This is a genomic window from Pseudoalteromonas tunicata (genome assembly GCF_002310815.1).
Classification (GTDB): domain Bacteria; phylum Pseudomonadota; class Gammaproteobacteria; order Enterobacterales; family Alteromonadaceae; genus Pseudoalteromonas; species Pseudoalteromonas tunicata.
On the sequence record NZ_CP011032.1, the window covers coordinates 1840584 to 1867476 of the forward strand.

At 38.4% G+C, this 26893-nt stretch carries 21 protein-coding genes; 17 read left to right on the forward strand and 4 right to left on the reverse strand.

What is annotated here, in order from left to right:
• Positions 1-91: 91 nt before the first annotated feature.
• From PTUN_RS08390 to PTUN_RS08420, 7 genes are all read left to right on the forward strand, one after another.
• Complete coding sequence (locus PTUN_RS08390; protein WP_009839809.1) at positions 92-4927, forward strand: NAD-glutamate dehydrogenase; 4836 nt, start codon at positions 92-94, stop codon at positions 4925-4927.
• Between the two features lie 63 nt (positions 4928-4990).
• On the forward strand, positions 4991-6001 hold the full coding sequence (gene pyrD, locus PTUN_RS08395) for a quinone-dependent dihydroorotate dehydrogenase (protein ID WP_009839810.1): 1011 nt from the start codon (positions 4991-4993) through the stop codon (positions 5999-6001).
• 110 nt (positions 6002-6111) lie between these two features.
• Positions 6112-6642 (forward strand): cell division protein ZapC, encoded by a 531-nt coding sequence (locus PTUN_RS08400; RefSeq protein ID WP_009839811.1) that lies wholly within the window; start codon positions 6112-6114, stop codon positions 6640-6642.
• Between the two features lie 65 nt (positions 6643-6707).
• On the forward strand, positions 6708-8822 hold the full coding sequence (gene rlmKL / locus PTUN_RS08405) for a bifunctional 23S rRNA (guanine(2069)-N(7))-methyltransferase RlmK/23S rRNA (guanine(2445)-N(2))-methyltransferase RlmL (RefSeq protein WP_009839812.1): 2115 nt from the start codon (positions 6708-6710) through the stop codon (positions 8820-8822).
• Entirely contained in the window at positions 8815-9045 is a 231-nt protein-coding gene (locus tag PTUN_RS08410) for a glutaredoxin family protein (RefSeq protein ID WP_009839813.1), read from the forward strand. Before rlmKL ends, PTUN_RS08410 begins: the two co-directional genes overlap by 8 nt.
• Position 9046: 1 nt before the next feature.
• A complete protein-coding gene (gene uup / locus PTUN_RS08415) occupies positions 9047-10957 on the forward strand; it encodes an ATP-binding cassette ATPase Uup (RefSeq protein ID WP_009839814.1) in 1911 nt (636 codons plus the stop codon).
• A gap of 12 nt (positions 10958-10969) precedes the next feature.
• Positions 10970-12688, forward strand: a complete 1719-nt coding sequence (locus PTUN_RS08420) for a DUF3466 family protein (RefSeq protein WP_009839815.1) — start codon at positions 10970-10972, stop codon at positions 12686-12688.
• A 324-nt stretch (positions 12689-13012) separates the two neighbouring features.
• Here PTUN_RS08420 and PTUN_RS08425 read toward each other — a convergent pair whose 3' ends face one another.
• A complete protein-coding gene (locus PTUN_RS08425) occupies positions 13013-13522 on the reverse strand; it encodes a DUF2062 domain-containing protein (protein WP_009839816.1) in 510 nt (169 codons plus the stop codon).
• 183 nt (positions 13523-13705) lie between these two features.
• On the opposite strand from PTUN_RS08425, the gene PTUN_RS08430 reads away from it, so the two are divergent.
• The 7 genes from PTUN_RS08430 to tcdA all read left to right on the forward strand — a co-directional run bounded on the left by PTUN_RS08430 (position 13706) and on the right by tcdA (position 20963).
• On the forward strand, positions 13706-15781 hold the full coding sequence (locus PTUN_RS08430) for a DNA internalization-related competence protein ComEC/Rec2 (RefSeq protein ID WP_157579390.1): 2076 nt from the start codon (positions 13706-13708) through the stop codon (positions 15779-15781).
• Between the two features lie 61 nt (positions 15782-15842).
• Positions 15843-17588 carry a lipid A export permease/ATP-binding protein MsbA gene (msbA, locus tag PTUN_RS08435; protein ID WP_009839818.1) on the forward strand — a complete coding sequence of 582 codons (1746 nt, stop codon included), beginning with the start codon at positions 15843-15845 and terminating at the stop codon, positions 17586-17588.
• Complete coding sequence (lpxK, locus tag PTUN_RS08440) at positions 17585-18562, forward strand: tetraacyldisaccharide 4'-kinase (RefSeq protein ID WP_009839819.1); 978 nt, start codon at positions 17585-17587, stop codon at positions 18560-18562. The genes msbA and lpxK overlap by 4 nt, the downstream gene beginning before the upstream one ends.
• A complete protein-coding gene (locus PTUN_RS08445; RefSeq protein WP_009839820.1) occupies positions 18552-18749 on the forward strand; it encodes a Trm112 family protein in 198 nt (65 codons plus the stop codon). The genes lpxK and PTUN_RS08445 overlap by 11 nt, the downstream gene beginning before the upstream one ends.
• Positions 18737-19498, forward strand: coding sequence for a 3-deoxy-manno-octulosonate cytidylyltransferase (gene kdsB, locus PTUN_RS08450; RefSeq protein WP_009839821.1), 762 nt, complete (start codon positions 18737-18739; stop codon positions 19496-19498). Before PTUN_RS08445 ends, kdsB begins: the two co-directional genes overlap by 13 nt.
• Positions 19491-20150: a TIGR01621 family pseudouridine synthase gene (locus PTUN_RS08455; protein ID WP_009839822.1), complete on the forward strand. Its 660-nt coding sequence runs from the start codon at positions 19491-19493 to the stop codon at positions 20148-20150. Before kdsB ends, PTUN_RS08455 begins: the two co-directional genes overlap by 8 nt.
• Positions 20151-20162: 12 nt before the next feature.
• Positions 20163-20963: a tRNA cyclic N6-threonylcarbamoyladenosine(37) synthase TcdA gene (tcdA, locus tag PTUN_RS08460; RefSeq protein WP_009839823.1), complete on the forward strand. Its 801-nt coding sequence runs from the start codon at positions 20163-20165 to the stop codon at positions 20961-20963.
• A gap of 33 nt (positions 20964-20996) precedes the next feature.
• Here tcdA and PTUN_RS08465 read toward each other — a convergent pair whose 3' ends face one another.
• The 3 genes from PTUN_RS08465 to PTUN_RS08475 form a co-directional block, all read right to left on the reverse strand.
• Entirely contained in the window at positions 20997-21407 is a 411-nt protein-coding gene (locus PTUN_RS08465; RefSeq protein ID WP_009839824.1) for a SufE family protein, read from the reverse strand.
• A gap of 2 nt (positions 21408-21409) precedes the next feature.
• Entirely contained in the window at positions 21410-22624 is a 1215-nt protein-coding gene (locus PTUN_RS08470; RefSeq protein WP_009839825.1) for an aminotransferase class V-fold PLP-dependent enzyme, read from the reverse strand.
• 108 nt (positions 22625-22732) lie between these two features.
• Positions 22733-24019, reverse strand: a complete 1287-nt coding sequence (locus tag PTUN_RS08475; RefSeq protein WP_009839826.1) for a citrate synthase — start codon at positions 24017-24019, stop codon at positions 22733-22735.
• Positions 24020-24399: 380 nt separating this feature from the next.
• On the opposite strand from PTUN_RS08475, the gene sdhC reads away from it, so the two are divergent.
• Genes sdhC through sdhA form a run of 3 tightly spaced genes read left to right on the forward strand, consistent with a single transcriptional unit; the run spans position 24400 to position 26888 of the window.
• Positions 24400-24777, forward strand: coding sequence for a succinate dehydrogenase, cytochrome b556 subunit (sdhC, locus tag PTUN_RS08480; RefSeq protein ID WP_083781297.1), 378 nt, complete (start codon positions 24400-24402; stop codon positions 24775-24777).
• On the forward strand, positions 24768-25115 hold the full coding sequence (gene sdhD, locus PTUN_RS08485) for a succinate dehydrogenase, hydrophobic membrane anchor protein (protein WP_040644244.1): 348 nt from the start codon (positions 24768-24770) through the stop codon (positions 25113-25115). Before sdhC ends, sdhD begins: the two co-directional genes overlap by 10 nt.
• Positions 25116-26888 carry a succinate dehydrogenase flavoprotein subunit gene (sdhA, locus tag PTUN_RS08490; RefSeq protein WP_009839829.1) on the forward strand — a complete coding sequence of 591 codons (1773 nt, stop codon included), beginning with the start codon at positions 25116-25118 and terminating at the stop codon, positions 26886-26888.
• The last annotated feature ends 5 nt before the right edge of the window (positions 26889-26893 follow it).

Sequence of the window (26893 nt, forward strand, 5' to 3'; positions counted from 1 at the left end):
GCAAAAGAGTTAGAATTCGCGGTGACTCCACGCTAATTTTATGGCTGTACAATAGCTACCGTTCACAGGTGGTATAGATAAGGAACACATAATGACACGAAACGAAGGTCACACCTCAGTACTGTTGGATAATGTTTGTAAATTAATCCAAAAAAAAGTGCATGCTCCAAATGTGTCGCTCGTTGAAAATTTCGCCAAAACCTTGTACAGCAACATGTCGAAAGAGGATTTGGCAAGACGTAACGACAGTGATTTATATGGTGCAGTACTGAGTTTATGGAACTCTCTTGAGGGACATACATCGGACGACGTACTGATCCGCGTTTTTAACCCAGAGCTTGCAATAAACGGTTGGCACTCTTCTCACACAATCGTTGAAATCATCGCAAAAGATATGCCTTTCTTAGTAGATTCAGTAAGAATGGCCCTTATTCGTGAAAATATTGCCTCTCACCTATTACTTCATTGTCCACTCAAAATCCAACGTAATGCCGATAACACAATTTCGGGTATTACTTCATTGAAAAGTGAGCAGGATTCAAGTTCGACTAAAACAGTTTTCTTCATTGAAATAGACCGCCAAACTGATAAAAAAGCCATCGCTTCGATTGCTGCTGAGTTAGAGTCTGTTTTATTGGACGTTTCGGTTGCGGTTCAAGATTGGCAAGCAATTAAAGGCAAGTTAATTGAAGTAACCAAAGATATTCCAAATCGTAAAGGTAAAAACAGTGCTGATGAAATTCAAGAGACTGTTGAATTCTTAGATTGGTTAGCACGTGATAATTTTACGCTGATGGGTTATCGCCAATACGATTTATTACCTATACAAGGCGATTACCAATTAAAAGGTGTTACAGGCTCAAGCTTGGGTATGATGAAAAACTCAGTGGAAGAAAAGGTCCGCTTGTTATCTGACCTACCTGAAATTGCCCGTAAAGAAGCACATAGCGATAATTTACTTATCCTTACTAAAACAAATTCAGTATCACGCGTTCATCGTCCTGCGTATATCGATTATATCGGTGTTAAGCGTTTTGATAACAAAGGTAATGTTATAGGTGAAGACCGTTTTATTGGTTTATTTTCATCAAACTTCTATAACAATAGCGCCGCTGATGTCCCTGTATTAAAAAGTAAAATCAATCGCATTCTTGAATTATCTGATTTTGCTAAAGGAACTCATGCCTATAAAGCGGTACTCAATATTTTAGAAACGTATCCACGTGATGAGTTATTGCAAGCCAAAGAAACTGAGTTACTTGATGTTGCTATGGGTGTTTTGCAAGTACAAGAACGAGATATGTGTCGTTTATTTGTTCGTAAAGACGTCTATGGTCGTTTTTTATCTTGCATGGTTTATGTACCGCGTGAGCGTTATAACACGGCACTTCGTCGTGAAACGCAACAGATCTTGGGACGTGCATTCCAAACATCAAAAAAAGTTGAGTTTACAACTTTCTTCTCTGAATCCATTTTAGCCCGTACTCACTACACAGTGAGACTGGACGACAACAATATCGAATATAATGTGAAAGACATCGAACATAATTTAATTGAAGCTGCCCGTACTTGGGAAGACAAACTTGGTTCTGCCTTAATAGAAGTTGCTGGCGAAGCCCGTGGTAATGAACTGATCCGTAAATACGCAAGTGCATTTTCTAGTTCTTATAAAGAGCAAGTTTTACCAAGTGCCGCTGTCGTTGATATCGAAAAATTAGAAGCATTGAATGATGACAACACCTTAGAAATGTTGTTTTATCGTCCACAAGAAGAATCGAACTCTAATATGGTTCGTTTAAGCTTGTTCCATAAAGACGTACCAATTCATTTATCTGACGTGATGCCAATGCTTGAAAATTTTGGTTTGCGTGTGATTGGTGAAACGCCTTATGCAGTTAAAACCAGCGATGGCCAAATAAACTGGGTGATGGACTTTAGCATGTTGTTAACTAAAAACGTGTCTGACTTTGATAAAAGCTCAGTTCGTTTCCAAAAAGCGTTAACAAATGTATGGCATAACCGTTTAGAAAATGATGGTTTTAATCGTTTAGTACTTGCCGGTGGTTTAACTGGTCGCGAAGCTTCGATTATGCGTGCTTACGCTAAATACATGCGTCAAATTGGTGTGACGTTCTCACAAAACTATATCGAAAGTACATTCGAACATTATCCAGATATCGCAATTCAATTGGTGAAATTATTTAACAAAAAATTCTCACCAAAAAATAAATTTTCTGAAAAAGCATGCGAAAAGCTAACCTCTGAAATTTATACTGCTCTTGATAATGTGGCTAATCTAGATGATGACCGTATTATTCGTTCATATGTTGATTTAATCACCGCAACAATTCGTACCAACTACTATCAAGTTGATGCGCAAGGTGATCCAAAATCGTATATCTCGTTTAAAGTTAAACCTAATTTAATTCCAGATATGCCACTACCATTACCAGCGTTCGAGATTTTTGTTTATTCTCCACGTGTTGAAGGTGTTCATTTACGTGGTGGTAAGGTTGCTCGCGGTGGATTACGTTGGTCAGATCGTCGTGAAGATTTCCGTACTGAAGTATTAGGTTTAGTAAAAGCTCAACAAGTTAAAAATACGGTAATTGTACCTGTTGGTTCTAAAGGTGGCTTTGTATGTAAACAAGCACCAAGCCCAAGTGATCGTGATGCATTCTTAAAAGAAGGCCAAGAATGTTACCGTATCTTTATTCGTGGTTTATTAGACATTACAGATAACATTTTAGCGGGCGAAATTATTCCTCCAGTTAATGTTGTTCGCCATGATGAAGACGACCCATATTTAGTTGTTGCTGCAGATAAAGGGACCGCAACCTTCTCTGATATCGCAAATAGTATTTCTGATGAATACAACTTCTGGTTAGGTGATGCCTTCGCATCAGGTGGCTCAGTCGGTTATGACCATAAGAAAATGGCTATTACTGCAAAAGGTGGCTGGGAATCTGTTAAACGTCATTTCCGTGAAATCGGCATCGATTGTCAAACCACTGATTTTACCTGTGTTGGTATAGGTGATATGGCGGGTGACGTATTTGGTAATGGTATGTTGTTATCTAAACATATTCGTTTACAAGTTGCATTTAACCACATGCATATCTTTATCGATCCTAATCCAGATTCTGCAACCTCTTGGGTTGAGCGTGAGCGTTTGTTTAATTTACCTCGTTCAACATGGGATGATTACAACAAAGATTTAATTTCTGAAGGTGGTGGTATTTTCTTACGTTCAGCTAAGTCAATTACGCTTACACCTGAAATGAAAAAAATGCTTGGCACTAAAAAAGTTGCTATGTCACCGAGTGAATTAATCAAAACGGTATTAATGATGCCTGTTGATTTAATTTGGAATGGTGGTATCGGTACTTATGTGAAAGCAAAACACGAGACGGATGTTGGCGATCGCGCTAATGACGCATTACGTGTAAATGGTTCTGACATCAACGCTAAAATATTTGGTGAAGGTGGTAACTTAGGTTGTACACAATTAGGTCGTATTGAATTTGCTGCTAAAGGCGGTCGCATTAATACAGATTTCATTGATAACGTAGGTGGCGTAGCGTGTTCTGATAATGAAGTAAATATCAAAATATTGTTAAATAGTTTAGTTGCTCAAGGCGACATGACGCGTAAACAACGTGATGAATTACTTTATTCTATGACTGATGAAGTATCGCGTTTAGTACTTCGTGATTGTTATCGTCAAACCCATACTATTTCGGTTACGCAATTAAAAGGTACTTCAACCTTAAAAGAGCAAATCCGTTTTATCCATGCACTTGAAAAAGAAGGTAAACTTGACCGTGTTATTGAGTTCTTACCATCAGATGATGAGTTAGCAGAACGTTTAGCAGCAGGTAAAGGATTAACTCGCCCTGAGTTATCAGTACTGGTTTCTTACGCAAAAATGGTATTAAAAGAATGGTTAGTAACACCAGAAATCACAGATAATCCATATTATCGTCAATTGTTGGTCAATGCATTCCCTGTACCATTACGTGATAAGTTCAATGCTGCGATGGATAATCATCCACTGCGCTCTGAAATCATTGCGACTAAGTTAGCGAACAACATCATCAACGATATGGGTCTTAACTTCGTTATTCGTATGATGGAAGAAACAGGTAGTTCTGCAGCTGAAGTTGTTACGTGCTATTCAATGGCAAGCGGTGTATTTGAGATGTCAAAAACATGGCAAGAAATTGAAGCGCTTGATAATGTTATTCCAGCAATTGTTCAAACAGAAATGTTGTATCAATTACGTCGAACAGTTCGTCGTGCAACTCGTTGGTTCTTACGTCATAGAAATAAAGCACTCACAATTGAGCATAAACTAGCGTTCTACGCACCAGCCTTTAAAGATTTAAGTGAAAACTTAATAAATTATATGTCGGTAGAAGAGTCTGCAAAACTAAATGATGAAGCTAAAGCACTTGAAGTTGAAGGTGTACCAGTTCCACTAGCTAAACGTATTGCACAGCTTTCAAGCTTGTTCTCAGTGATGGATTTAGCACAAGTTGCGAAAAATTCTGAGCGTTCAATTAGTCTTGTTGCGGATACCTACTTCAAACTAGGCGCACGTATGGGTTTACATTGGTTCTTAGATCAAATCACTATTCAACCGGTCGCAAACCATTGGCAAGCGCTTGCACGTGCATCTTACCGTGAAGAGCTTGATTGGCAACAACGTTCGTTAGCTGCTGTTGTTTTAAATAGCTGCAGTAAAGATGTATGTGACGTTGATAGCCTTATCGATAGTTGGATGACAGAGCACGAAGGCTTATTAAGCAGATGGCAACAAATGCTTGCTGAGTTTAAAACAACTAAAGTTCATGATTTTGCGAAGTTCTCAGTCGCATTACGTGAATTAATGTTGTTGAGTCATAACTGTGACTCTTCCAAATAATTAAAAACCCTATAAAATACCCCAGTCTGACTGGGGTTTTTTATTTTAAATGAAGGGGTTTACATGTTTTATGATTTAGCACGCCGTTTTATGTTTTCTTGTGATGCCGAGTGGTCTCATAATTTTGCCTTAAACAATTTAAAACGTTTTGCTCATACACCTCTTAATCATCTTTGGACACAAGAGTTGGCGCCCAAGCCAGTTCAGTTTCTTGGTCTAGAATTCAAAAATCCAGTTGGCCTTGCAGCCGGTCTTGATAAAAATGCCGAATGTATTGATGCATTTTCACAAATGGGGTTCGGTTTTATTGAAGTCGGTACTGTGACACCTAAACCGCAATTAGGTAATGACAAACCACGTATTTTTCGTTTACCAGAATCTGATGCAATTATTAATCGTATGGGTTTTAACAATCGTGGCGTAGATTATTTAATAGAAAATGTAAAAGCCGCTCGTTATAAAGGGATCTTAGGGATCAATATTGGCAAAAATAAAGATACGCCAAACGAGCAGGGTAAGGATGATTACATTCATTGTATGCGTAAAGTATTCGAACATGCATCTTATATCACCGTTAATATATCTTCGCCTAATACACCAGGTTTAAGAGATTTACAGTATGGTGAAGCACTTGACGATTTATTATCAAGTTTGAAAAACGAACAACTTAACTTATCTGCACATCATAACAAGCATGTCCCAATGTTGGTAAAAATCGCCCCTGATCTAGATGCAATTCAAATTGGGCAAGTTGCTGATTCTCTTGTTAAAAACCATATTGATGGCGTTATTGCAACGAATACGACACTTGAGCGAAGTGCTGTTACCGGTCAACGTTATGCAGATGAAATGGGTGGATTATCAGGTCGCCCGGTACGTGAAAAGTCGACTCATATTGTCAAGGAACTTAAACGTTTGACTGGTGATAAATTACCGATTATTGGTGTTGGTGGTATTGACAGTGCGCAATCGGCGAAAGAAAAACTTGATGCTGGCGCTTCTTTAATCCAGGTTTATACTGGATTTATTTATCAAGGGCCACCAATGATCAAAACGATCGTTAATGCGTTATAAGGATCAGTAATTTAAAACATTGATCCTTTTCAATTTATTCTAAAAAAATATTTTATATCTTGCATTAAGCTCTTATAATCCCTAAGTCTTGTTTATCTTAGGGTTGTAAAATGTTACAGGCGTCAGCACAATGGAATTGGTATGCTTGTCCAACAAATAAGTGCTTAATGCTCGATCTCGGTGACGAAATGGAGTTTTGTACTCCATTTAAACTTCGTTTATTAACCGATGACGTTCTAGAAAACCCTCATTTTAGCCTAAGAGATGCTGATTTTTATCAACAAGTATCGAGCTACCTTGCTTCTTTTGAGCTTTGGAATCAGGCTCAAATTTGTCAAATTGCAATTAATGCCACTGCTGCTAAGTTTTACCTCAAACCTGTATTAGCCAAAAGTTGGTTTTTTAAAAGTTACACAGGTAGTGTTCAAAGCACTGAAGCCATTGTTTTGTTACAGTCAAAAATGGTTGAAGGGCAGTTTTTAATTGTTGATCATACTGAACAAGCTTCCTTGTGTCTGAACCTAGAAAAAAACTATCAACTTGATGAGAATTTATCGCTGCAACAATTTGAAGTGATCCGCGTATTAAATGATCGTATCTATCCACTTAATATCCGAAATTCTGTAAAAAAACGCGCCTAGAGATACACTAATATTACTGTTGTCTATGTTATACTCTGCGTAATTATGTATACAGGGTTATAACTTTGCAATTTATCGCACTCACTTCGATTGGTATCGAACAACTTCTTCAAGATGAAATAACACAATTAGGTGCTTCGGTACTGAAACTAACAGTTGGTTCTGTCACCTTTGAGTCAGATACGCTGACTGCCCAAAAAATTTGTTTATCATCGCGTTTTGCTACTCGAATTATGATGCTGATTGCCAGCAAAGATACTATTAAAGATAAAGAAGCGCTGTATAACTTTGCACGTTTTCAACCTTGGCAAGAGTATTTTGGGCCAAAGCAGACCTTTCTAGTTGATTTTTCTGGTACTAATGCGGAATTAAAAAATACTCAATTTGCAGGTTTAGTAGTTAAAGATGCGATAGTTGATTATTTCCAAGATTTGTATGAAGTGAGACCAAATGTTGATAAACAAGAACCTAATGTTCGTGTTGTTGCTCGTTTAAATCGTGAAACAGTTAATCTTTATATCGACTATTCAGGCCCATCGCTTTCGCAACGTGGTTATCGTACCGCACAAGGTAAAGCTCCAATCAAAGAACATTTAGCGGCTGCATTGATAAAACGCAGTGGTTGGCTCACTGACATTACACAGCCTCTTTATGATCCATGTTGTGGTGCAGGAACTTTATTAATTGAAGCCGTTTCTATGGCGCGTAATGAAGCGCCGGGCCTAGAACGTGAACAATTTGCATTTGAGCGGTTACCTGGTTTTAAAGAAGCTCAATTTTTAGAATTAAAAGAGCTACTTGCAGCTCAGGTAACTTCACCTAACTTATATGTTATTGGTCATGATGTTGACCGCCATGTATTAGGTAAAGCAAAAGATAACTGTCGCAAAGCTGGCTTTGGTCAAATCATTACCTTAGATCAAGGTGATGCAACTAAATTAAAAGCCGTAGCTAAACGCCCTGGTGTTGTTATTTCTAACTTACCTTATGGTGAGCGTTTAGGTGGGACGGCAGAGTTAATCAGTTTGTATCGTCTTTTAGGCCAAGGTCTTAAACAACATTTTGCTAATTGGCATGTTTCTATGTTTGGTTCGGATGAGTCCTTACTAAAGTTACTCAAACTGGTTAAACACAAACAGTATAAATTTAAAAATGGTCCAATTGATTGTTTATTAAATAATTATTTACTTGATGAAAAGCAAGTCCAGCAATCAGAAGCACAAACTGGGCTAAATTATCCAGCCTCTGAAGCCTTTGGTAATCGTTTAAAGAAAAATAACCAAGCACTTAAAAAGTGGCTTAAAAAAGATGAAGTTGTAGCGTATCGTTTATATGATGCCGATATTCCAGAATATAATGTGGCTGTAGATGTTTATCTTGATCACGTTATTGTGTACGAGTACGCACCACCAAAACAAATTGATGAAGAAGTCGCACATAAACGCTTACAAGATGTCATTTTCTTAACTGGTCAACAGCTTGAGATTAACCCCGATAAAGTGGTTGTTAAGCAACGTAAACGTCAAAAAGGTGATGCCCAATATCAATCTTTTGCCAAACGTAATGAGTCTTTTACTGTGACTGAATACGGCGCTAAATTTAAAGTAAATTTGCATGATTATTTAGACACTGGTTTATTCTTAGATCACCGCTTGGCACGTCGCTATATTCAACAAAATAGCCAAGATAAACGCTTTTTAAATTTATTTGCGTATACCGGTTCTGCGTCAGTTCATGCTGCTTTAGGCGGCGCAAAATCAGTAACTACCGTTGATATGTCGAAAACTTACTTAGATTGGGCGCAAGAGAATTTTGCTTTAAATAATCTTAAAAATGCGCGTTATCATTTTGAAAAAGCGGATTGCCTAAAGTGGTTAGAGCATGCAACGGGTCAATACGATTTGATTTTCCTTGATCCACCGACTTTTTCGAATTCGAAACGAATGGAAGATGCGTTTGATGTTCAACGAGATCACATTAAGTTATTTACTTGGGTTAAAAACATTTTAAGCCCAACGGGAACACTACTTTTCTCTAATAATAAACGTGGTTTTAAAATTGATCAGGAGGCACTCGAAGCGCTTGGTTTAAAAGCTAAAAATATTACCGATCAAACGTTGTCACCTGATTTTAACCGTAATAAAAATATCCATAATTCGTGGTTAATCACTTATGCATAAGGTTGTTTTATATCATACACAAGGTTGCCATTTGTGCGAACAAGCGTATGAATTATTACTTCATTTCTTTAGTCCAGCAGAAGTCAATTGTATTGATATAGTGGATGATGAGGCGATGATGAACTTATACCAATGTGACATTCCGGTTGCTCAAAACTGTTTAACTCAAGCACTATTAAAGTGGCCGTTTAATCCTCAGCAAATTCAAGAAGTACTAAAATAATATGGATTTAATTAGAATTACCTCTGCCAAACTTGCGTATGGCACCCACCCGTTACTTGATAGTGCGGATGTATTAATAGAAACAAATGAGCGCGTCTGTATTGTAGGTCGAAATGGCGCCGGTAAATCAACCTTACTTAAAGTACTTGATGGCCAAGTCAAGCTTGATGAAGGTGATATTAACCAAGTTAATGGTTTAAAAATTGCTCGTTTAGAGCAAGATCCTCCAAAAGGGGCGACTGGTACGGTATTTGATTATGTCGCAGCGGGTTTGCCAGGTGTTGCACAACTACTTATCGATTTTCATCATTTAAGCATTCAATTACAAACGGAATGCTCTGACAAATTACTCAATCGTTTAGAGCGTTTATCTAATGAGTTAGAAAGTAATGATGCTTGGCGTTTTGAAACACAAATCAAACTCATTTTAACGAAATTACAGTTAAATCCTGATACTAAGTTAGAGTCATTATCAGGTGGTTGGCTTAGAAAAGTCGCGCTAGCACGCGCTTTAGTCAGTGAGCCTGATTTACTACTTTTAGACGAACCGACTAACCATTTGGATATGGCAAGTATTTTATGGTTAGAGCAATTTTTAAAAGAATATCGTGGTTCGATCATCTTTATTTCCCATGACCGTGCCTTTATTCGTTCAATGGCAACGCGCATTATTGATTTAGACCGTGGTAAGTTAGTATCTTACCCAGGTAATTATGAGTTATACCTTGAACAAAAAGCGCACGCTTTAAAAGTTGAAGAAACCCAAAATGCTTTATTTGATAAGCGCTTGGCTGAAGAAGAAACGTGGATCCGCCAGGGTATAAAAGCACGTCGTACTCGTAATGAAGGGCGTGTACGCGCCCTTAAAGATTTACGAAAAGAGCGTAAACAACGTGTTGATAAACTAGGCAAAGCTGATTTTAATATTGAAGTTGCGCAGCGCTCAGGTAAGTTGGTCTTTGAGGCTATTAATTTAAGCCACAACTATGGCGATAAAGTCACAGTACAAGATTTTACAACGCTCGCCATTCGTGGTGATCGTATCGGCTTAGTTGGTCCTAACGGGATTGGTAAAACGACATTATTAAAATTGTTATTTGGCCAAATTGCACCTGTTTCGGGTTCTGTTAAGCAGGGCACCAATCTAGAGGTTGCTTATTTTGATCAATACCGTGCATTGCTTGATGAAGAAGCAACAGTGCAAGATAACGTTGCAGAAGGTAAACAAGAAGTTCTCATTGGCGGTCGTCATCGTCATGTACTTGGCTATTTACAAGACTTTTTATTTCCGCCAGCACGTGCACGTTCCCCGGTAAAAGCATTATCGGGGGGTGAAAAAAATCGTTTATTATTAGCAAAACTATTTTTAAAACCCTCAAATATTTTAGTTTTAGATGAACCTACTAATGATTTGGATGTCGAAACACTCGAATTATTGGAAGATATTTTAGGCCAGTATCAAGGCACGGTATTAGTGGTCAGTCATGACCGTGAGTTTATTGATAATACATGTACCAGTGTTTGGGGCTTTTCAGGTAATGGCCAAATAACGGAAATTGTTGGTGGTTATTCAGATTATGAAGAATATCAACAGCAACTTGTAGAGCAAGAAGCTAAATATAAAGATGTGGTAAAGGCTGTTGATAAACCGGAAACAGTTGTTAAACCGGTTGAGAAAAAAACGAATAAGTTGTCTTATAAATTGAAATTAGAGTTAGAGCAATTACCTGCTTTAATGGAACAATTAGAAGATGACATTAGCAAGATTCAAGAAGTCGTAAACTCGTCTGACTTTTTCAAACAAGACAGTGACTTTACAAGTAAGATGTTAAATCAACTATCTCAAGCTGAGTCGAAGCTCGAAGCTGCGTTTGAACGCTGGGAAGAATTAGAACAACTACAGAATCAGTAGTAGGGATGTAGAATGAAATATACAGTATTAGCTGCTTCGTTAGCAGCTTTGTTAGCGCCAAATGTTTGGGCTGCAACATATAAACTAGAAGAATTAGGCACTAAAGAAACAGCAAAACATGGGTATGTCACAGCCTTTAACAATAATGGTGAAGCCATTGGTGTTACTCGTGGTGAGTTTAGTCTGAAAATTGATAATCAGATTATTGATTATGATGACTCAACGCTTAAAACGGCTTATAACAATCAAAAAAAATACGAAGAGTCGATTAACAAAACAATCACTTTTACCCTTGATGATATTAAAAATGGCACTATTAATGCCGATGCGTTGACGTTTGTAATGAGCGTTATTCAGTCACGTAATCGTGACCCAAAATGGCAAAAAATCTCTGACCAAATTGCAGTCGATTTTTCAAGTCCAGTTAATGAAGTCACTTTATTTGATATACCCTCTGTTGATTTTGATGGCTTAACGCGCTCAACAACTAACTATTATACTGCTATTACCGAAGACGGTGTAAAAGCGGCTTGGGGTACCTCACCTTATAGTAAAATCACATTTACCCCTGAGGGTAAAGACGAAGTAACTTATTTTGTTCGTGATTTTGAAGCGCGTGGTTTGGTGATTTCAGCATCTGGCGAGCAAACCGCATTATCGCCTATTTATGACACTCATGGCGGTGTTTCTATCGCAACAGACATCAAACAACTCACTGATGGTAGTTATGTCGTTGTTGGCGACAGTTCAATTGGTATTCCTGAAGATCGTCAAAAAAACCTTGACGATAACTGTGATAATAAAGATGAACCTACCGAAGTATGTATCTGGAGCTTTAAAACAGCGGATGTACCTTTGTTTGATAGACGTGCATCACTATGGCGTCTAGACAGTAATTTAAATGTAACCAGCGTTGAAAATTTAGGTTTAGCTTTAACACCTAAAGAAGATGAAGGGAATGCATTTCGAAGTTCCGCTTTGGGTGTAAATTCATCAGGTATCGCTGTTGGATATTCTGATATGCGTTGGAAAGAGGACAATGGCTGGGTATCACAACCTGTTTATTTTAATAATGGGGTTGTAACGCCAATTGTAACTCAAGATAAATACTATCGTGGGTTATCTGGTAAAGCCGTTGATATTAATGATAATAATATTATTACTGGCTATCACACGCAGTTAATTAGTGGCGTTGTTCGCACTAAGTTTTTCTACCATAATATTGCAACATCAGAAACTGTGTTTCCAACTGACTTTTTCTCAAGTTCAAGTTCAACTGCGCATGATATAAATAATGCTGGTTTTATTGTGGGTGAAGGGGAAGTTGAAACGAGTACTTCTTCAAATCGCCGTAGAGAAGGCTTTTTGTATGACCTCAATAGCAATACTTTCACTAATGTGAATAACTTTTTACCTTGTTATGATACAGATGGCAAAACAGCGTATCCTTATGTAGTTGGTGAGGCTATTGCGATTAATGACAATAATGAAATTATTGGCTCTGCAACTAAAACAGTTAAAAAGCGCGACTCGCTCGGCCAAGTGACTGTTGATTCAACAGGAAAAGAAGAATTCGAAAGTATTGTTGTGCCAGTAAAATTAACACCTATCACGGGTTCGATTGAAAGTTGCCCGCCCACTGTGCAGCAGCCATATGAAAGACAAGGTGGCAGTTTAGCTTGGTTAAGTTTCTTGTTATTCCCTTTAGTGACTTGGCGTCGTCGTCGCTAAAATATATTATAAAATAATCTAATAAGGGCTAATTCTAAATTAGCCCTTATTATTTAAGCCTTTGGTTTGTCTGTTTAACAGTTACTCAACTTAACCTGATGTGATGGATAAGAAATTTATCAATATATTGAATTGAAAATAAATATCCAAGTTATTTATTGCTAGCCTGAAATAGATTTATTATTGAGGTTATTTATTTTCTGTAATGTCTTGAGCAAGCAGTATATAGGCTTATCATCTTTTTCTGTTGAGCGATTTATTTTTAGAAATAAAAAAACCATCTTAAGCGTTACTTAAAATGGTTTTATCATAGTTCGATTCAATTTATTTCTTGTGGCGATTTAACCACGCTTTTCGTACAGAGCGACGCCATAAAACATCTACCACTAAAAACCCCACAATCGATGCCACTGTTGCACATAATAATGAGCCAACAATAAAAGCAGGACCTATACTAGAAATACTCGCTTGAAGCCATTGCCATGTTGGCTCAAAAGCAAACTCTTGTTTTTCATGGCCCAATACTGCGACTCCAACAAGGTAAGTGCCATAAAAAATCGGTGGCATCGTTAGAGGGTTAGTAAGCCAAACAAGTGCAACCGATAAAGGAAGATTAACTCGCAAAGGAATGGCAACTGCTGCTGCAAGCAGCATTTGGAAGGGAACAGGGATGAACGCAAAAAATAAACCTACCGCAAATGCACCTCGTGCGGAGCGACGATTTAAATGCCATAAATTGGCATCGTGCAAGACATCACCAAAAATACTTAACGTTTTATTCTCTTTAATTTTTTTATGATCGGGTAAAAAGCGTTGAATTATTTTTTTTGGCATGGTGCTAAATCGTTCCCTTTTAGTCAAATCAGTTATGGATTTGTCTTTGGTTGTGTATTGTCGCTGTTTTTTTTCAATACGCCAGTATTTTTTGTCATTATCCTGCTATCAGTGAGTATCAGCGTGTTTTATGAGCAATTTAGAACGTGCTGTTTAGCTATATTATTGGCATTTTGTTATGTAATGTCCTATTACCATGTGGTTTATAACTGGTATTTGCCAGTATATTTTCGTGGTGCGCAATACCCAATCACCGCGACAGTACTTAAAATTGTGCCACAAAACGAAAAAGCTTTTTGTAAAGTGAAACTCACTTCATTAAATCATCAACTCATTAGCCCTTTAAAAAAAGTATACGGTGATTTAACCATTTACCAATATCAGCAAAATCTTAAGGTCGGAGATTCGTTTAGCGTTGTAGCAAAACTTAAACCTTACAACCAGTATAGAAATACTAAGCTGCCAAATTATGAATTACACGCATTTTATCAGGGCACAAAAGTTAAAGGGTATTTTATTGGTCAACACATCACACAGCATACAAAAGCTGCTTTAAGTCGAAGCTTAAAATATGCGCTACAACAAGTCGTGCAACATACTGAACAACAGGGATTGTATTACGCGTTATTATTCGGTGATAAATCAAAACTAAGCCCTAAATTGAAAGAACAGTTTAAACTGGCTGGGTTAAGTCACATGCTAGCTATTTCTGGTCTGCATATCGGAATATTATATTCGGCAGCATTTTTTGTCGCGAAATGGTTTACCTTAGCATTACCAATTCGTCTTACTCAAACACTTAATTTAAATCGTTTTTATAGTTACTTCGGTTTGTTCAGTGCGTTTATTTATGTTTGGTTGAGTGATTTTATGGTCTCGGCACTACGTGCATTTGTCATGCTAAGTGTATTGGTGATGTTGTATTGGGGTAAAAAGCGCTATATCAGTTTGTCTGCTTTAACATTGGCTCTGGTGGTCATTTTATTGCTCAATCCATTTGAGTTATTGAATCCTGGTTTGTATTTTTCATTTATTGCAGTTGTAATTATTTTATTAGTCTATCGGCGAATTGTTGGTAATTTGAGTATTGTGTTTGTTACTGTGCGCCGGACCTTAGTGTTATTAATTGCTATTCAATTAGCTTTGTTTTTTGGTTTATTGCCCCTAAGTTGGTTTTATTTCTCTGGTGTGTCATTAGCCAGTATGTTGATAAATATCATCGTATTACCCATTTTTAGTATTTTGTTACCGCTTTTATTAGTGCTCATCTTAGTAGCCTTTTTATTTGGGATGTCTGCGCCTTTAATGTTGTTTGACCAAGTATTATCAACAGTAATGGAGTATTTTTTAGCGTTGTCATTGGATGTGTACTGGCTTGAGTTAGGGTTTGTTTCTTGGCAGCAAGTAATTTTGATTTATTTAGTTGGGTCCTTTTTACTCTTTACTATCTTACATCGTTTAGTTTGGCTGCCTATTGTAGCCTTGCTGTCTGAAAGCAATCTTATTACACAAGTTAGTTGGCAAATTACAACACTAGATGTTGGGCATGGGCTTAGTGTAGTGATCAGTAAAAATAAACAAGCATTAGTCTATGATTTAGGCGCCAAATTCGATAGTGGTAATAGTGTTGCACAATCACAAGTTTATCCATTTTTAAAAGCGCATGGCTTAACGGTTACACAAACTATTATTAGTCATGCCGATAACGATCATGCCGGTGGTTTAGACTATTGGCAAACAGTTGGATTGAGCAATACAGTATTATTTGGTATCGATGTTGAGGGCAAGCCAAAATTTTGTATCCCACAAACCCACACGTTTATGGGCTTAACCATAAATATCCTTGGACCAATCATTATTCGAGGGATCAGAAATAATAACTCCTGTATTGTGCAAGTGACCGATGGCTCATTTTCGGCATTACTCGTGGGTGATATTCATCAAGAGGCTGAACTTGCACTGATAAAGCAGTATCCCAATTTAAAAGCTGATTTGCTAATAAGTCCGCACCATGGCAGTAAAAGCTCATCAAGTGAGTTGTTTATTAGGCAATTACAGCCATCTTATATTATTCATGCCAATGCGCGTTGGAGTCGCTGGGATATGCCACATTCCACTGTTCAGTTGCGTTATCACGATATGGGAGCAATTCAAATGCAAACAGCACAGTTAGGTGGGATAACGGTTAAAATTTTACCAGATGAATTACAGTTTACTGCAGCCCGAACAGAACAAAGATATTGGTTTTTAACGAATTGAGTTTGGGTTTTACCCAGTGCGAGGATACAATAGCCATCGATTTTAGCAAAAGAATAGATAAATGACTCCAAATCCTTCTCAAATATACAAACGCTTATTTAGCTATATCGGTGAATTTAAATTTGTTGCTGTTTTTGCCGTCATTGGCATGCTCGGTTATTCAGCTATGGATGCGCTTTTTGTTCGGTTAATGAAGCCTTTTATTGATGAAGGCCTGAACCAGCAAAATGCCGACGTACTCAGTGCTGCTCCTTATGTTGTGATTGCATTGGTTCTTTTTCGTGGTGTATTTAATTTTATATCGAGTTATTGCCTGAGCTATGTAGGTTCGCAAGTCGTCACAAAATTAAGGCAAAATCTGTTTGAGCATATTCTTAATTTACCGGTTGCGTTTCATGATAATCATTCAAGTGGCAATCTAATTTCAAAAATTACCTATGATACCGAGCAAGTACAACAAGCGATCACCAAGGCGCTATTAGTACTGATCAGAGAAGGTGCTTATGTTGTGTTTTTATTGTTTGTAATGTTTGAAGCAAGCTGGAAATTATCGTTAATATTTTTGTTAGTGACGCCTTTTGTTGCAATCGTTGTCAGTGTCGTTTCTAAACGATTTCGTAAAATATCTAAAACAATTCAATCTGCAATGGGAGATGTTACTCGTAGCTCAGAGCAAATGTTGAAAGGTCATAAAGTGATCCATGGTTTTGGAGGTCAGCAACAAGAAATTAGCCGTTTTGCGGTAATTAATAATCACAACCGTCGCCAACGTGTGAAAATGGACTCAACCAAGGCATTGAGTGTGTCGGTGATTCAAATCCTAGCTGCATCTTCAATGGCGGTTATTTTAGCTGTGATTGCAATGCCTTCGATGATCAATTCAATTAGTTCGGGTACTTTTGTGGCATTAATTTCGTCTATGATGCTGATGCTACGTCCGTTAAAACAAATTGCTAATGTGAACAGCGATTTACAACGGGGTGTAGCCGCGGCACAAAGCGTATTTGAAATCCTTGATACTGAACTTGAAAAAGATCAGGGAACAGTTGCACTCACTCGTGCAAAAGGCCACATTGAAGTTAAAAATTTAACGTTTACTTATCCTCTTAAAGAAGAAGCCGTACTTCATAATATGTCTTTATCAATAGCCGCAGGACAAAGCGTGGCTTTTGTTGGTCGCTCAGGATCTGGTAAATCGACGTTATCGAATTTATTGCCACGTTATTATGACATTGCTGATCCAGAGGCTATCTGTTTAGATGGTTTGCCGTTACCAGATTACACACTTAAAGATTTACGCAACCAATTTGCTTTGGTCTCACAACAAGTTGTTTTATTTAACGATACCATTCGTAATAACATTTGTTATGGCCAAACTAAGCCAATAGATGATGAAACATTAATCGAAATTGCTAAAAAGGCGCATGTTTGGGAGTTTGTTAAAGACCTACCTGATGGCTTAGATACTATGGTTGGCGAAAATGGTGTCATGATGTCAGGTGGACAGCGTCAACGTATTGCAATTGCGCGTGCTATTGTGAAAGATGCGCCTATTTTGATTTTAGATGAAGCGACTTCAGCGCTTGATACTGAGTCAGAAAAGCTGATTCAATTAGCGCTTGAAGATTTGATGAAAAATAAAACATCAATTGTAATTGCCCACCGATTATCAACCATTGAAGCAGTTGATTGTATTTATGTTATAGATAATGGCCGAGTGCTTGAACATGGTAATCACCAAACATTATTAGCTAAAGAGGGCGCATATGCGTCATTAGTTAAAATGCAAGTGGGCGAATCAATGTGAGCAGTGTAGAGCGAAGCTGGTATAGGCCATTTGGTTGGACATTGTTGCTGTTCCCATTGGCAATTTTATTTTGGTTTATAAGTGTTTTGCGTAAATCTTTATATCGTTTTAATTGGTTAAAGCAGAGTCACTTTGATGTACCCGTGATTGTCGTTGGCAATATTTCGGTTGGGGGTAATGGTAAAACTCCAATGGTCATTTGGCTGTGTGAATATTTGATGCAACAGCAAAAAAAAGTTGTGGTGATCAGTCGTGGATACGGGGCAAAAAGTAGTCATTATCCATTAAATGTTACCAGTGATGTTATCGCAAGCCAAGCGGGTGATGAACCTGTATTAATTCATCAACGCACTGGTGTGCCTGTTGTTGTCGGTCCAAATAGAGTTGATAATATCAAATTTGCAATTGAGCATTTTCAACCTGATGTCATTATTTCTGATGACGGTATGCAGCATTATAAAATGAAGCGTGATGTTGAGATTTGCATCGTTGATGCAACTCGGCGCTTTGGTAATGGTTTTTTAATACCAATGGGGCCACTTCGTGAATTACCCCGTCGCTTAAAAACTGTCGACTTAGTAATTGAGAATGGGGGTTGCGCTGCAATGCATTATCAGCTGATTGCAACAGGGCTCTATTGTGTTAAACAACAACAGCCGCTCAATGCTCCTTACCCCGCGGGTATTGCGATGTCGGCGATAGGTAATCCACAGCGATTTGAAAACAGCTTGACTGATTTTGGTGTTCGTATCGACCAACGAGTGCATTTTCGTGATCATCATCATTTTAGTGCTGCGGATTTTGAACACTATTCACAAAATACAATTTATATGACAGAAAAAGATGCTGTGAAATGCACATCTTTTGCCAAACCAGATTGGTATTATTTAAAAGTTGATGCACAGCTCAATGAGCAAGCAAAAGTTGCATTGACCTCACTCTTACTTAAAAAAGGGATCATTCATGGCCTTTGATATTAAACTTCTTGAAATAATTGCTTGCCCAGTAACAAAAGGCAAATTGCGCTACGATAAAGCAAATGCTGAGCTTATCAGTACACAAGCAAAATTAGCATACCCAATTCGTGAAGATATTCCGGTGCTACTAGAAAATGAAGCAAGAGAGCTTGGCCATGATGAGGTAGAAAAGTGGAATTCGTAGTTATTATTCCTGCGCGTTATGCTTCAACTCGTTTACCGGCAAAACCATTAGCTGATATTGCGGGTAAGCCGATGATCCAACATGTGTTTGAAAAAGCAATGCAAAGTGGTGCGACAAATGTAGTGATAGCTACAGATCACCAAGCTGTCTTTGAAGCATGTCAAAAATTTACTACTCAGGTTTTAATGACTAAAGATAGCCATGAATCAGGTACGGAACGCTTAGCTGAAGTGGTTGAATTATTGAATCTTAGTGATGAGACTATTGTTGTAAATGTGCAAGGTGATGAGCCCTTACTTGCCCCTGAGAATGTCAGCCAAGTCGCTCAATTACTGGCTCAGTCAACTGCCCCGATGGCGACGTTGAGTGTTGCGATTGACTCTGTTGAAGAAGCACTTAATCCAAATGCGGTCAAAGTGGTTAGTGACAAATTTGCCAACGCACTTTATTTTTCAAGAGCAACTATTCCTTACGACAGAGAACGTTTTTTAAATAAAGAGGTGGTTGAAGAAATAGGTGATTTTTACCAACGCCATGTTGGTATTTATGCTTATCGGGCTGGATTTATTAAAGAATATATTCAATTAAGCCCATCCCCCCTTGAAAAAATTGAAGCGCTAGAGCAACTACGTGTGTTATATCACGGTCGAAGCATTAAAGTTGAGCAGGCAAAAGTAGTGCCTGAAGCGGGCGTTGATACTATCGAAGATTTAGAAAGAGTCAGAGCGGTGTTTAAACAGCATGCTTGAAATTGTCTATCGACATACTGATTTTTATATTTTTAACAAGCCAGCTGGGATGAGTTTCCATAGTGAAACACAAGCGGGTTTTGTGGTGCTGGCCGAGCAGCTTTGCCAAGAAAAACTCTATTCAGTACATCGCCTCGATAAATTGACCTCGGGGCTATTAATTTTAGCGCGAAGTAGCGAAGCGGCTGCACGTTTTACCGAAATGTTTAGTCAAAAATTGATTAATAAAGTGTATTTAGCATTGTCCGACCAAAAGCCTAAAAAGAAACAAGGTTGGATTAAAGGGGATATGGTGAAAGCTCGCCGTGGTGCTTATAAACTGATGACATCCCTAGAAAATCCGGCAATCACACGTTTTTATTCAATCTCGGTATCACCAGGTTTAAGGGGATATTTACTTAAACCATTTAGTGGTAAAACTCACCAATTACGTGTGGCATTAAAGAGTATTTCAGCACCAATTTTAGGCGATGAATTATATGGCGGAACTAAAGCTGATCGAACTTATTTGCATGCAATGGCACTTTGGTTTGATTGGCATGGCACACATATCAAAGTTTTTCTTGCCCCGACTTTTGGTGAGCAATATTTAACGGCTCAGTGCCAAACGGTGACTGCAGAGTGGTCACAGCCATGGTCACTTGACTGGTAACACTTTATTAAGATGAATAACATGACCCCTGAATATGATAACCGTTTTGGCGGTGTTCGCCGCGTCTACGGAACTGAGCAATTAACTTGGTTATCTCAAGCACATTTTTGCGTGATAGGCATTGGTGGTGTAGGTAGTTGGGTAGCAGAAGCATTTGCCCGAAGCGGTGTTGGTCAAATTACTTTGATTGATCTCGATGATATTTGCACCACAAATATTAACAGACAAATCCATGCATTAACCTCAACCATTGGCAGTGAAAAGATAGTTGCCATGAAAGAGAGGATTTTAGCGATAAATCCTGATTGCCAAGTGCATTTAATAGATGATTTTTTAACGCTCGATAATATTACAACGCACTTGGTTGAGTTTGATTATGTAGTTGATTGTATTGATCAAGTACCAGTAAAAGCGGCACTTATTGCACACTGTAAACGGCAAAAAATACCCGTGTTTACCACTGGCGGCGCAGGTGGGCAAAGCGATCCGAGTCAAATTCAATACGGTGATGTGGCAAAAACCACTCAAGACCCATTATTAGCAAAAGTGCGTTATTTATTACGTAAAAAGTATAATTTTAGCGATAACCCAAAACGTAAATTTGGTGTTGACTGTGTTTTTTCGACCGAACAATTAACCTATCCAATGGCTGATGGCAGTGTATGCCAAGCTAAACAGCAAGCCGATGGCTCATTAAGCATGGATTGTGCAAATGGCTTTGGATCCTTAACTATGGTAACTGGGACTTTTGGCTTTTTTGCAGCGTCAAAAGCGATAAAAAAATACCTAGAAAAACAACAACGAAATAAATAAGGTAACAGGTTTACTTCATTTAGCTTGCGTTAATTAATAATTTTCACAGTATTGTTGGATCATCGCCACAATCGCTTTGATCCCATTTCCTCTTGATGGACTCAAATGTTTTAATAAGCCCATTTGTTCAAACTCTTCACTTATATTAACTTCAAGGGCTTGTGCTGGGGTTAAGCCATTAAAGCAATTTACAATTAAAGCAATCAGTCCTTTTACTATTCGCGTATCTGAGTCGGATACAACCAAAAGTGTGGTTTCTGTTTCATCAAGTGATAAATAAAGCCAAACATTACTTTCACAGCCATTCACCTTGGCATTATCAACCTTCAACTCATTAGGTAAAAGAGGCAAGGTTTTACCAAGGAGCATGATTTCTCGGTACTTATCTTGCCAGCTTGGTAAAGAAATAAGCTTTGTTTTGGTGGTATTATAATGAGATTGCATAATTACTCTAACATTGAAATCGTTGAATTTAGGGCATTAATAAATAAATCTAGATCGTTTTTATTGTTATAAAATGCAAGGCTTACCCTGACGGTGCCAGTGACTTGTAAACACTGCATCAATGGTTGTGTGCAGTGATGCCCTGAGCGAACCGCTACGCCGAATTGATCAAGCAAGGTTGCAATGTCAAAAGGGTGTTCTTCTTTATAATTAAAACTCAGCGTACCAATATTATTTTTTAAGTCACCATATAATTTTATGCCATCAATGCGTTGTAGTTCAGATACGAGATACTGAAATAAAGATTGTTCATATTGTTGTACTTTTTGGTGTTCTAATTGCTGTAAGTAGTCAAGAGCCGTAGCAAAAGCAATTACAGCACTAATATTTGGCGTACCTGCCTCAAATTTGCCCGGTGGCAGGGCAAAAGTTGTTTTTTCGAAGCTGACATGTTTGATCATTTCGCCACCCGTCTGATACACAGGCATTTGGCAGAGTAATTCATAACGACCATAAAATGCACCAAGCCCAGTTGGCCCAAGCGCTTTATGGGCTGACAATACATAAAAATCGCACTCAATCTGTTTTATGTCAGGTCGCAGATGTAAAAAACCTTGTGCGCCATCAATGACGCTAATTGTATTATATGGCTTGATGTATTGAATGAGTTCCGCGATGGGTTGGATATTGCCTAAGGCGTTGGATGCATGACTAAGCGCTAAAATTTTAGGTTGATACTTTTCGAGTAATATTTTTGCCTGCGCTAGATCTAATATTCCTAATTCATTTATTGGTAAAATAATTAAATTAGCGCCAGTTTTCTCGCATGCTTGCTGCCAAGGAACGATATTCGCATGATGTTCTAACGCAGAAATGGCGACTGAATCGGCTGACGTTAATAAATGCGACAATCCGTGTGCAATTAAGTTAATGCTTTCGGTCGCGCCTTTTGTCCATACAATTTCATTACTCTTTGCGTTTAAATAGTTGGCAAGTTTAACTCTTGCTTCTTCATAATTTCGGGTGGCATTTTCACTTAAAAAATGAATACCACGATGAACATTGGCGTTTTCTTGGCTATAAAACTGATTGAGACGATCAATGACTTGTTTTGGTTTTTGTGATGTCGCTCCTGAATCAAGATAAATGAGCGAATTGTCGTTTATACTGGATGAAAAAATAGGGAAGTCATCACGAAGCATTTCAGGAGATAGCATCTAAACAAGCTCTTCTAGCCAATAAAAACGGCCATTTTAAGGTTTTTAGTGCGTATGGCAAGGGAAATAAAAAAAGCCGCATAAAGCGGCTTTTTCAGAGGTCTAAACTTAACGCTGTTCAGTTTTAACAAATTCACGTTTAGTGTAACCAGTATATAATTGACGCGGACGACCAATTTTATGACCTGGTTGAGATAACATCTCATCCCAATGTGAGATCCAACCTACAGTACGTGCCATTGCAAAAATAACAGTAAACATGTTTGTTGGAATACCAATTGCTTTTAAGATAATACCTGAGTAGAAATCAACGTTTGGATATAGTTTTTTCTCTACAAAATATGGATCTTCAAGTGCGATTTGCTCAAGACGCATTGCAACATCTAATAATGGATCTTGGATGTTTAGCTCAGCAAGTACTTCGTGACATGTTTGACGCATTACCGTTGCACGTGGATCGAAGTTTTTGTAAACGCGGTGACCAAATCCCATTAAACGGAACGGATCGTTTTTATCTTTTGCTTTGCCAACATATTCGTCGATGCGATCGACAGAACCAATTTCTTCAAGCATGTTCAAACATGCTTCATTGGCACCACCGTGAGCTGGACCCCATAAAGAAGCAATACCAGCTGCGATACAGGCATAAGGATTTGCACCTGATGAGCCGGCAAGGCGAACTGTTGAAGTAGAAGCGTTTTGTTCATGATCAGCATGAAGCATGAAAATACGATCCATCGCTTTTGCTAGTACAGGACTTACTTTGTATTCTTCAGCAGGGACTGAGAACATCATATGTAAGAAGTTTTCTGCGTAAGTTAAGTCATTGCGTGGATAAACAAATGGTTGACCAATGGTGTATTTGTAAGCCATAGCCGCAATTGTCGGTAATTTAGCAACTAATTTAATTGCACTGGTTTTACGTTGAGCTGGGTCATTAATGTCAATATCATCATGATAAAATGATGATAAAGCACCCACCACACCACACAGCATAGCCATAGGGTGCGCATCTACACGGAAACCTTGGAAGAATGATGCAATTTTTTCATGCATCATTGTATTTGTTGTGATTTCACGCGCAAATAAAGTCATTTGTTCTTCAGTCGGTAATTCACCTTCTAACAACAAATAACACAATTCTAAATAATGTGAATTTTGAGCAAGCTCGTCGATTGGGTAGCCGCGGTGTAATAAAATACCTTTGGCACCATCGATATAAGTGATTGAAGACTCACAAGAGCCTGTTGACATAAAACCAGGGTCATATGTGAAATAGCCATGTGCACCTAATGTGCGGACATCGATAACATCTTGACCAGCTGTTCCAGAATAAATTGGTAACTCAATTGGGTCTAGACCATCGATATGGACTGTGGCTTTATTGTCGGCCATCTAAATACTCTCCTTTGATAACAATTTCTGATTGTTAGTTATTATACTGATTATAAGCACGTTAGGTTCATTTTAACGTAAAAACCACTATGAAAGTCAATTTTAATGCACATATGCATAATAAATATTCTGTAGAGATTAAATATTATACCAAAGGCTAATTCGCAAGCCGCTCTAATTAAACAAGAATTGTAATATGGTCAGTGGCTATATATACTGTGGTAGGTTTAACACCGCTACGTCTTAAGTGAATTTGACTGATTTATCTTAGGTTCGTCACCTGGGAATAGCAAATAACTTTGATGGTTCCACTCTAAAAAGGGTGGGTTGACAACAACATAATAGTTGGACTCTTTAAAGAGTCAGATGGGCAAGTAACTGTGAAAAAGCAACGACCTGTAAATCTAGATTTATCGACTATATCAATGCCAGCGACAGCTAAGGCTTCAATTCTTCACCGTGTTACGGGTGTGGCATTGTTTTTCGCCTTGACTTTCGTCATCTGGGCTTGGTCAGAATCACTCTCTTCAGCTCAAGGTTTTGAGTTTGTTAAAGGCCTTTTTAATGGCTTTATTGCAAAATTCATTGCTTGGGGCACACTCACTGTCCTTATTTATCATTTAATCGGCGGTTTCCGTCATTTAATTATGGAAATGGGATACTGGGAAGAGCTTGAATCAGGCAACGCTAGCGCCAAAGCAGCCATTGCTCTTTGGATTGTATTAGCTGCAGCAGCAGGAGTATGGATATGGTTTTAAATCAAGCTTCTTTAAAGCGTGATGGTGTACAAGACTTTGTCTCATTACGTGCAACGGCGCTAGTGTTAGCGGCATATGCATTATTTATTCTTGGCTATTTTATAGCTACCCCTGAAGTCACATTTGAAGCTTGGCAAGGTTTGTTTGCAAACCTTGCAATGAAAGTATTCACTTTGGCTGCGCTTGTTTGCATGATGATTCATACTCGTATCGGTTTATGGCAAGTGCTGACTGATTACATTAAGTGTGCAAAACTTCGCGCAATTTTGAGCTTTGTTTTGAATTTAATGGCTTTCGCATATGTTGCGGTTGGCTTATTTGTATTGTGGGGTGTTTAAGTGAATTATACTGTCCGTGAATTCGATGCTGTTGTAATCGGTGCCGGTGGTGCTGGTATGCGTGCGGCGCTATCAATTTCTGAGTCTGGTAAAACTTGTGCCTTAATTTCTAAAGTATTTCCTACTCGTTCACACACTGTTTCTGCCCAAGGTGGTATCACAGTTGCTTTGGGTAATTCACACCCAGACAATTGGGAATGGCACATGTACGATACAGTTAAAGGTTCTGATTTTATCGGTGACCAAGACGCTATCGAATATATGTGTAAAACAGGCCCTGAAGCGATTACAGAACTAGAAAATATGGGTTTACCGTTTTCTCGTTTTGAAAATGGACGTGTTTATCAGCGTCCATTCGGTGGTCAGTCTAAGAATTTTGGTGGTGAGCAAGCGGCTCGTACCGCTGCTGCTGCTGACCGTACGGGTCACGCTTTGTTACATTGTCTATACCAACAGAATGTTAAGAATAAAACAAACGTTTATTCTGAGTGGTATGCGCTTGATTTGGTTAAGAATCAAGACGGTGCGGTTGTCGGTTGTACTGCAATTGAAATCGAAACTGGTGAAGTTGTTTATTTCAAATCTAAAGCTGTTGTTTTAGCAACTGGTGGTGCCGGCCGTATTTTCGCATCAACAACCAATGCGCACATCAATACTGGTGACGGTGTTGGTATGGCGACGCGTGCTGGTGTAACGCTGCAAGATATGGAAATGTGGCAATTCCACCCGACAGGTATTGCCGGTGCTGGTGTATTAGTTACTGAAGGTTGTCGTGGTGAAGGTGGTTATCTTTTAAATAAAGATGGCGAACGTTTCATGGAGCGTTATGCTCCAAATGCTAAAGATTTAGCTGGTCGTGACGTTGTTGCTCGTTCAATGATGACTGAAATCCGCGAAGGTCGTGGATGTGACGGCCCTTGGGGTCCACACATTAAGCTAAAACTTGATCATTTAGGTGAAGAAACACTTAACCTTCGTTTACCTGGTGTATGTGATTTATCAAAAACATTCGCGCATGTCGATCCTGCTAAAGAACCAATTCCAGTAATTCCAACATGTCATTACCAAATGGGTGGCGTACCAACAAATGTAAATGGCCAAGCGTTAAACATTGACGCAAACGGCAACTCTACAGTTGTTGAAGGGTTATTCGCTGTTGGTGAGATTGCATGTGTATCAGTACATGGTGCAAACCGCTTAGGCGGTAACTCATTACTTGACCTTGTGGTATTTGGTCGCGCAGCTGGTTTATACCTAGGTAAATATTTAGCTGATAAAGAATTTGGTCGTGAAGCGTCTGAATCTGATCTAGAACAGTCTCTGTCTCGTTTAAATCGTTGGGAAACTTCAAAACCTGGTCAAGGTGAAGATCCTGTACAGATCAAGAAAGATCTGCAAATGTGTATGCAATTAAACTTCTCTGTATTCCGTGAAGGTGAAGCAATGGCGCAAGGTCTAGCTGAGCTTAAAGAAATCCGTGAGCGTTTAAAACATGCCCGTTTAGATGATAAGTCATCTGATTTTAATACAGCTCGTATTGAGTGTTTAGAGTTAGATAACTTAATGGAAACTGCTTTCTCAACAGCTGTAGCTGCGAACTTCCGTACTGAATCTCGTGGTGCACATGCCCGTCAAGATTTTACAGAACGTGATGATGAAAACTGGTTATGTCATTCAATTTATAATCCAGTGTCAGAATCAATGAGTAAACGTGACGTAAACTTTGCACCTACTTTACGTGAAGCATTCCCACCTAAAGCACGTACTTACTAGGAGAT

Coding starts and splice junctions, on each gene's coding strand:
- PTUN_RS08390 (WP_009839809.1), top strand. CDS start 92: ATGACACGAAACGAAGGTCACACCTCAGTACTGTTGGATAATGTTTGT.
- pyrD (WP_009839810.1), top strand. CDS start 4,991: ATGTTTTATGATTTAGCACGCCGTTTTATGTTTTCTTGTGATGCCGAG.
- PTUN_RS08400 (WP_009839811.1), top strand. CDS start 6,112: ATGTTACAGGCGTCAGCACAATGGAATTGGTATGCTTGTCCAACAAAT.
- PTUN_RS08410 (WP_009839813.1), top strand. CDS start 8,815: ATGCATAAGGTTGTTTTATATCATACACAAGGTTGCCATTTGTGCGAA.
- uup (WP_009839814.1), top strand. CDS start 9,047: ATGGATTTAATTAGAATTACCTCTGCCAAACTTGCGTATGGCACCCAC.
- PTUN_RS08420 (WP_009839815.1), top strand. CDS start 10,970: ATGAAATATACAGTATTAGCTGCTTCGTTAGCAGCTTTGTTAGCGCCA.
- PTUN_RS08425 (WP_009839816.1), bottom strand. CDS start 13,522: ATGCCAAAAAAAATAATTCAACGCTTTTTACCCGATCATAAAAAAATT.
- PTUN_RS08430 (WP_157579390.1), top strand. CDS start 13,706: ATGTCCTATTACCATGTGGTTTATAACTGGTATTTGCCAGTATATTTT.
- msbA (WP_009839818.1), top strand. CDS start 15,843: ATGACTCCAAATCCTTCTCAAATATACAAACGCTTATTTAGCTATATC.
- PTUN_RS08445 (WP_009839820.1), top strand. CDS start 18,552: ATGGCCTTTGATATTAAACTTCTTGAAATAATTGCTTGCCCAGTAACA.
- PTUN_RS08455 (WP_009839822.1), top strand. CDS start 19,491: ATGCTTGAAATTGTCTATCGACATACTGATTTTTATATTTTTAACAAG.
- tcdA (WP_009839823.1), top strand. CDS start 20,163: ATGAATAACATGACCCCTGAATATGATAACCGTTTTGGCGGTGTTCGC.
- PTUN_RS08465 (WP_009839824.1), bottom strand. CDS start 21,407: ATGCAATCTCATTATAATACCACCAAAACAAAGCTTATTTCTTTACCA.
- PTUN_RS08470 (WP_009839825.1), bottom strand. CDS start 22,624: ATGCTATCTCCTGAAATGCTTCGTGATGACTTCCCTATTTTTTCATCC.
- PTUN_RS08475 (WP_009839826.1), bottom strand. CDS start 24,019: ATGGCCGACAATAAAGCCACAGTCCATATCGATGGTCTAGACCCAATT.
- sdhD (WP_040644244.1), top strand. CDS start 24,768: ATGGTTTTAAATCAAGCTTCTTTAAAGCGTGATGGTGTACAAGACTTT.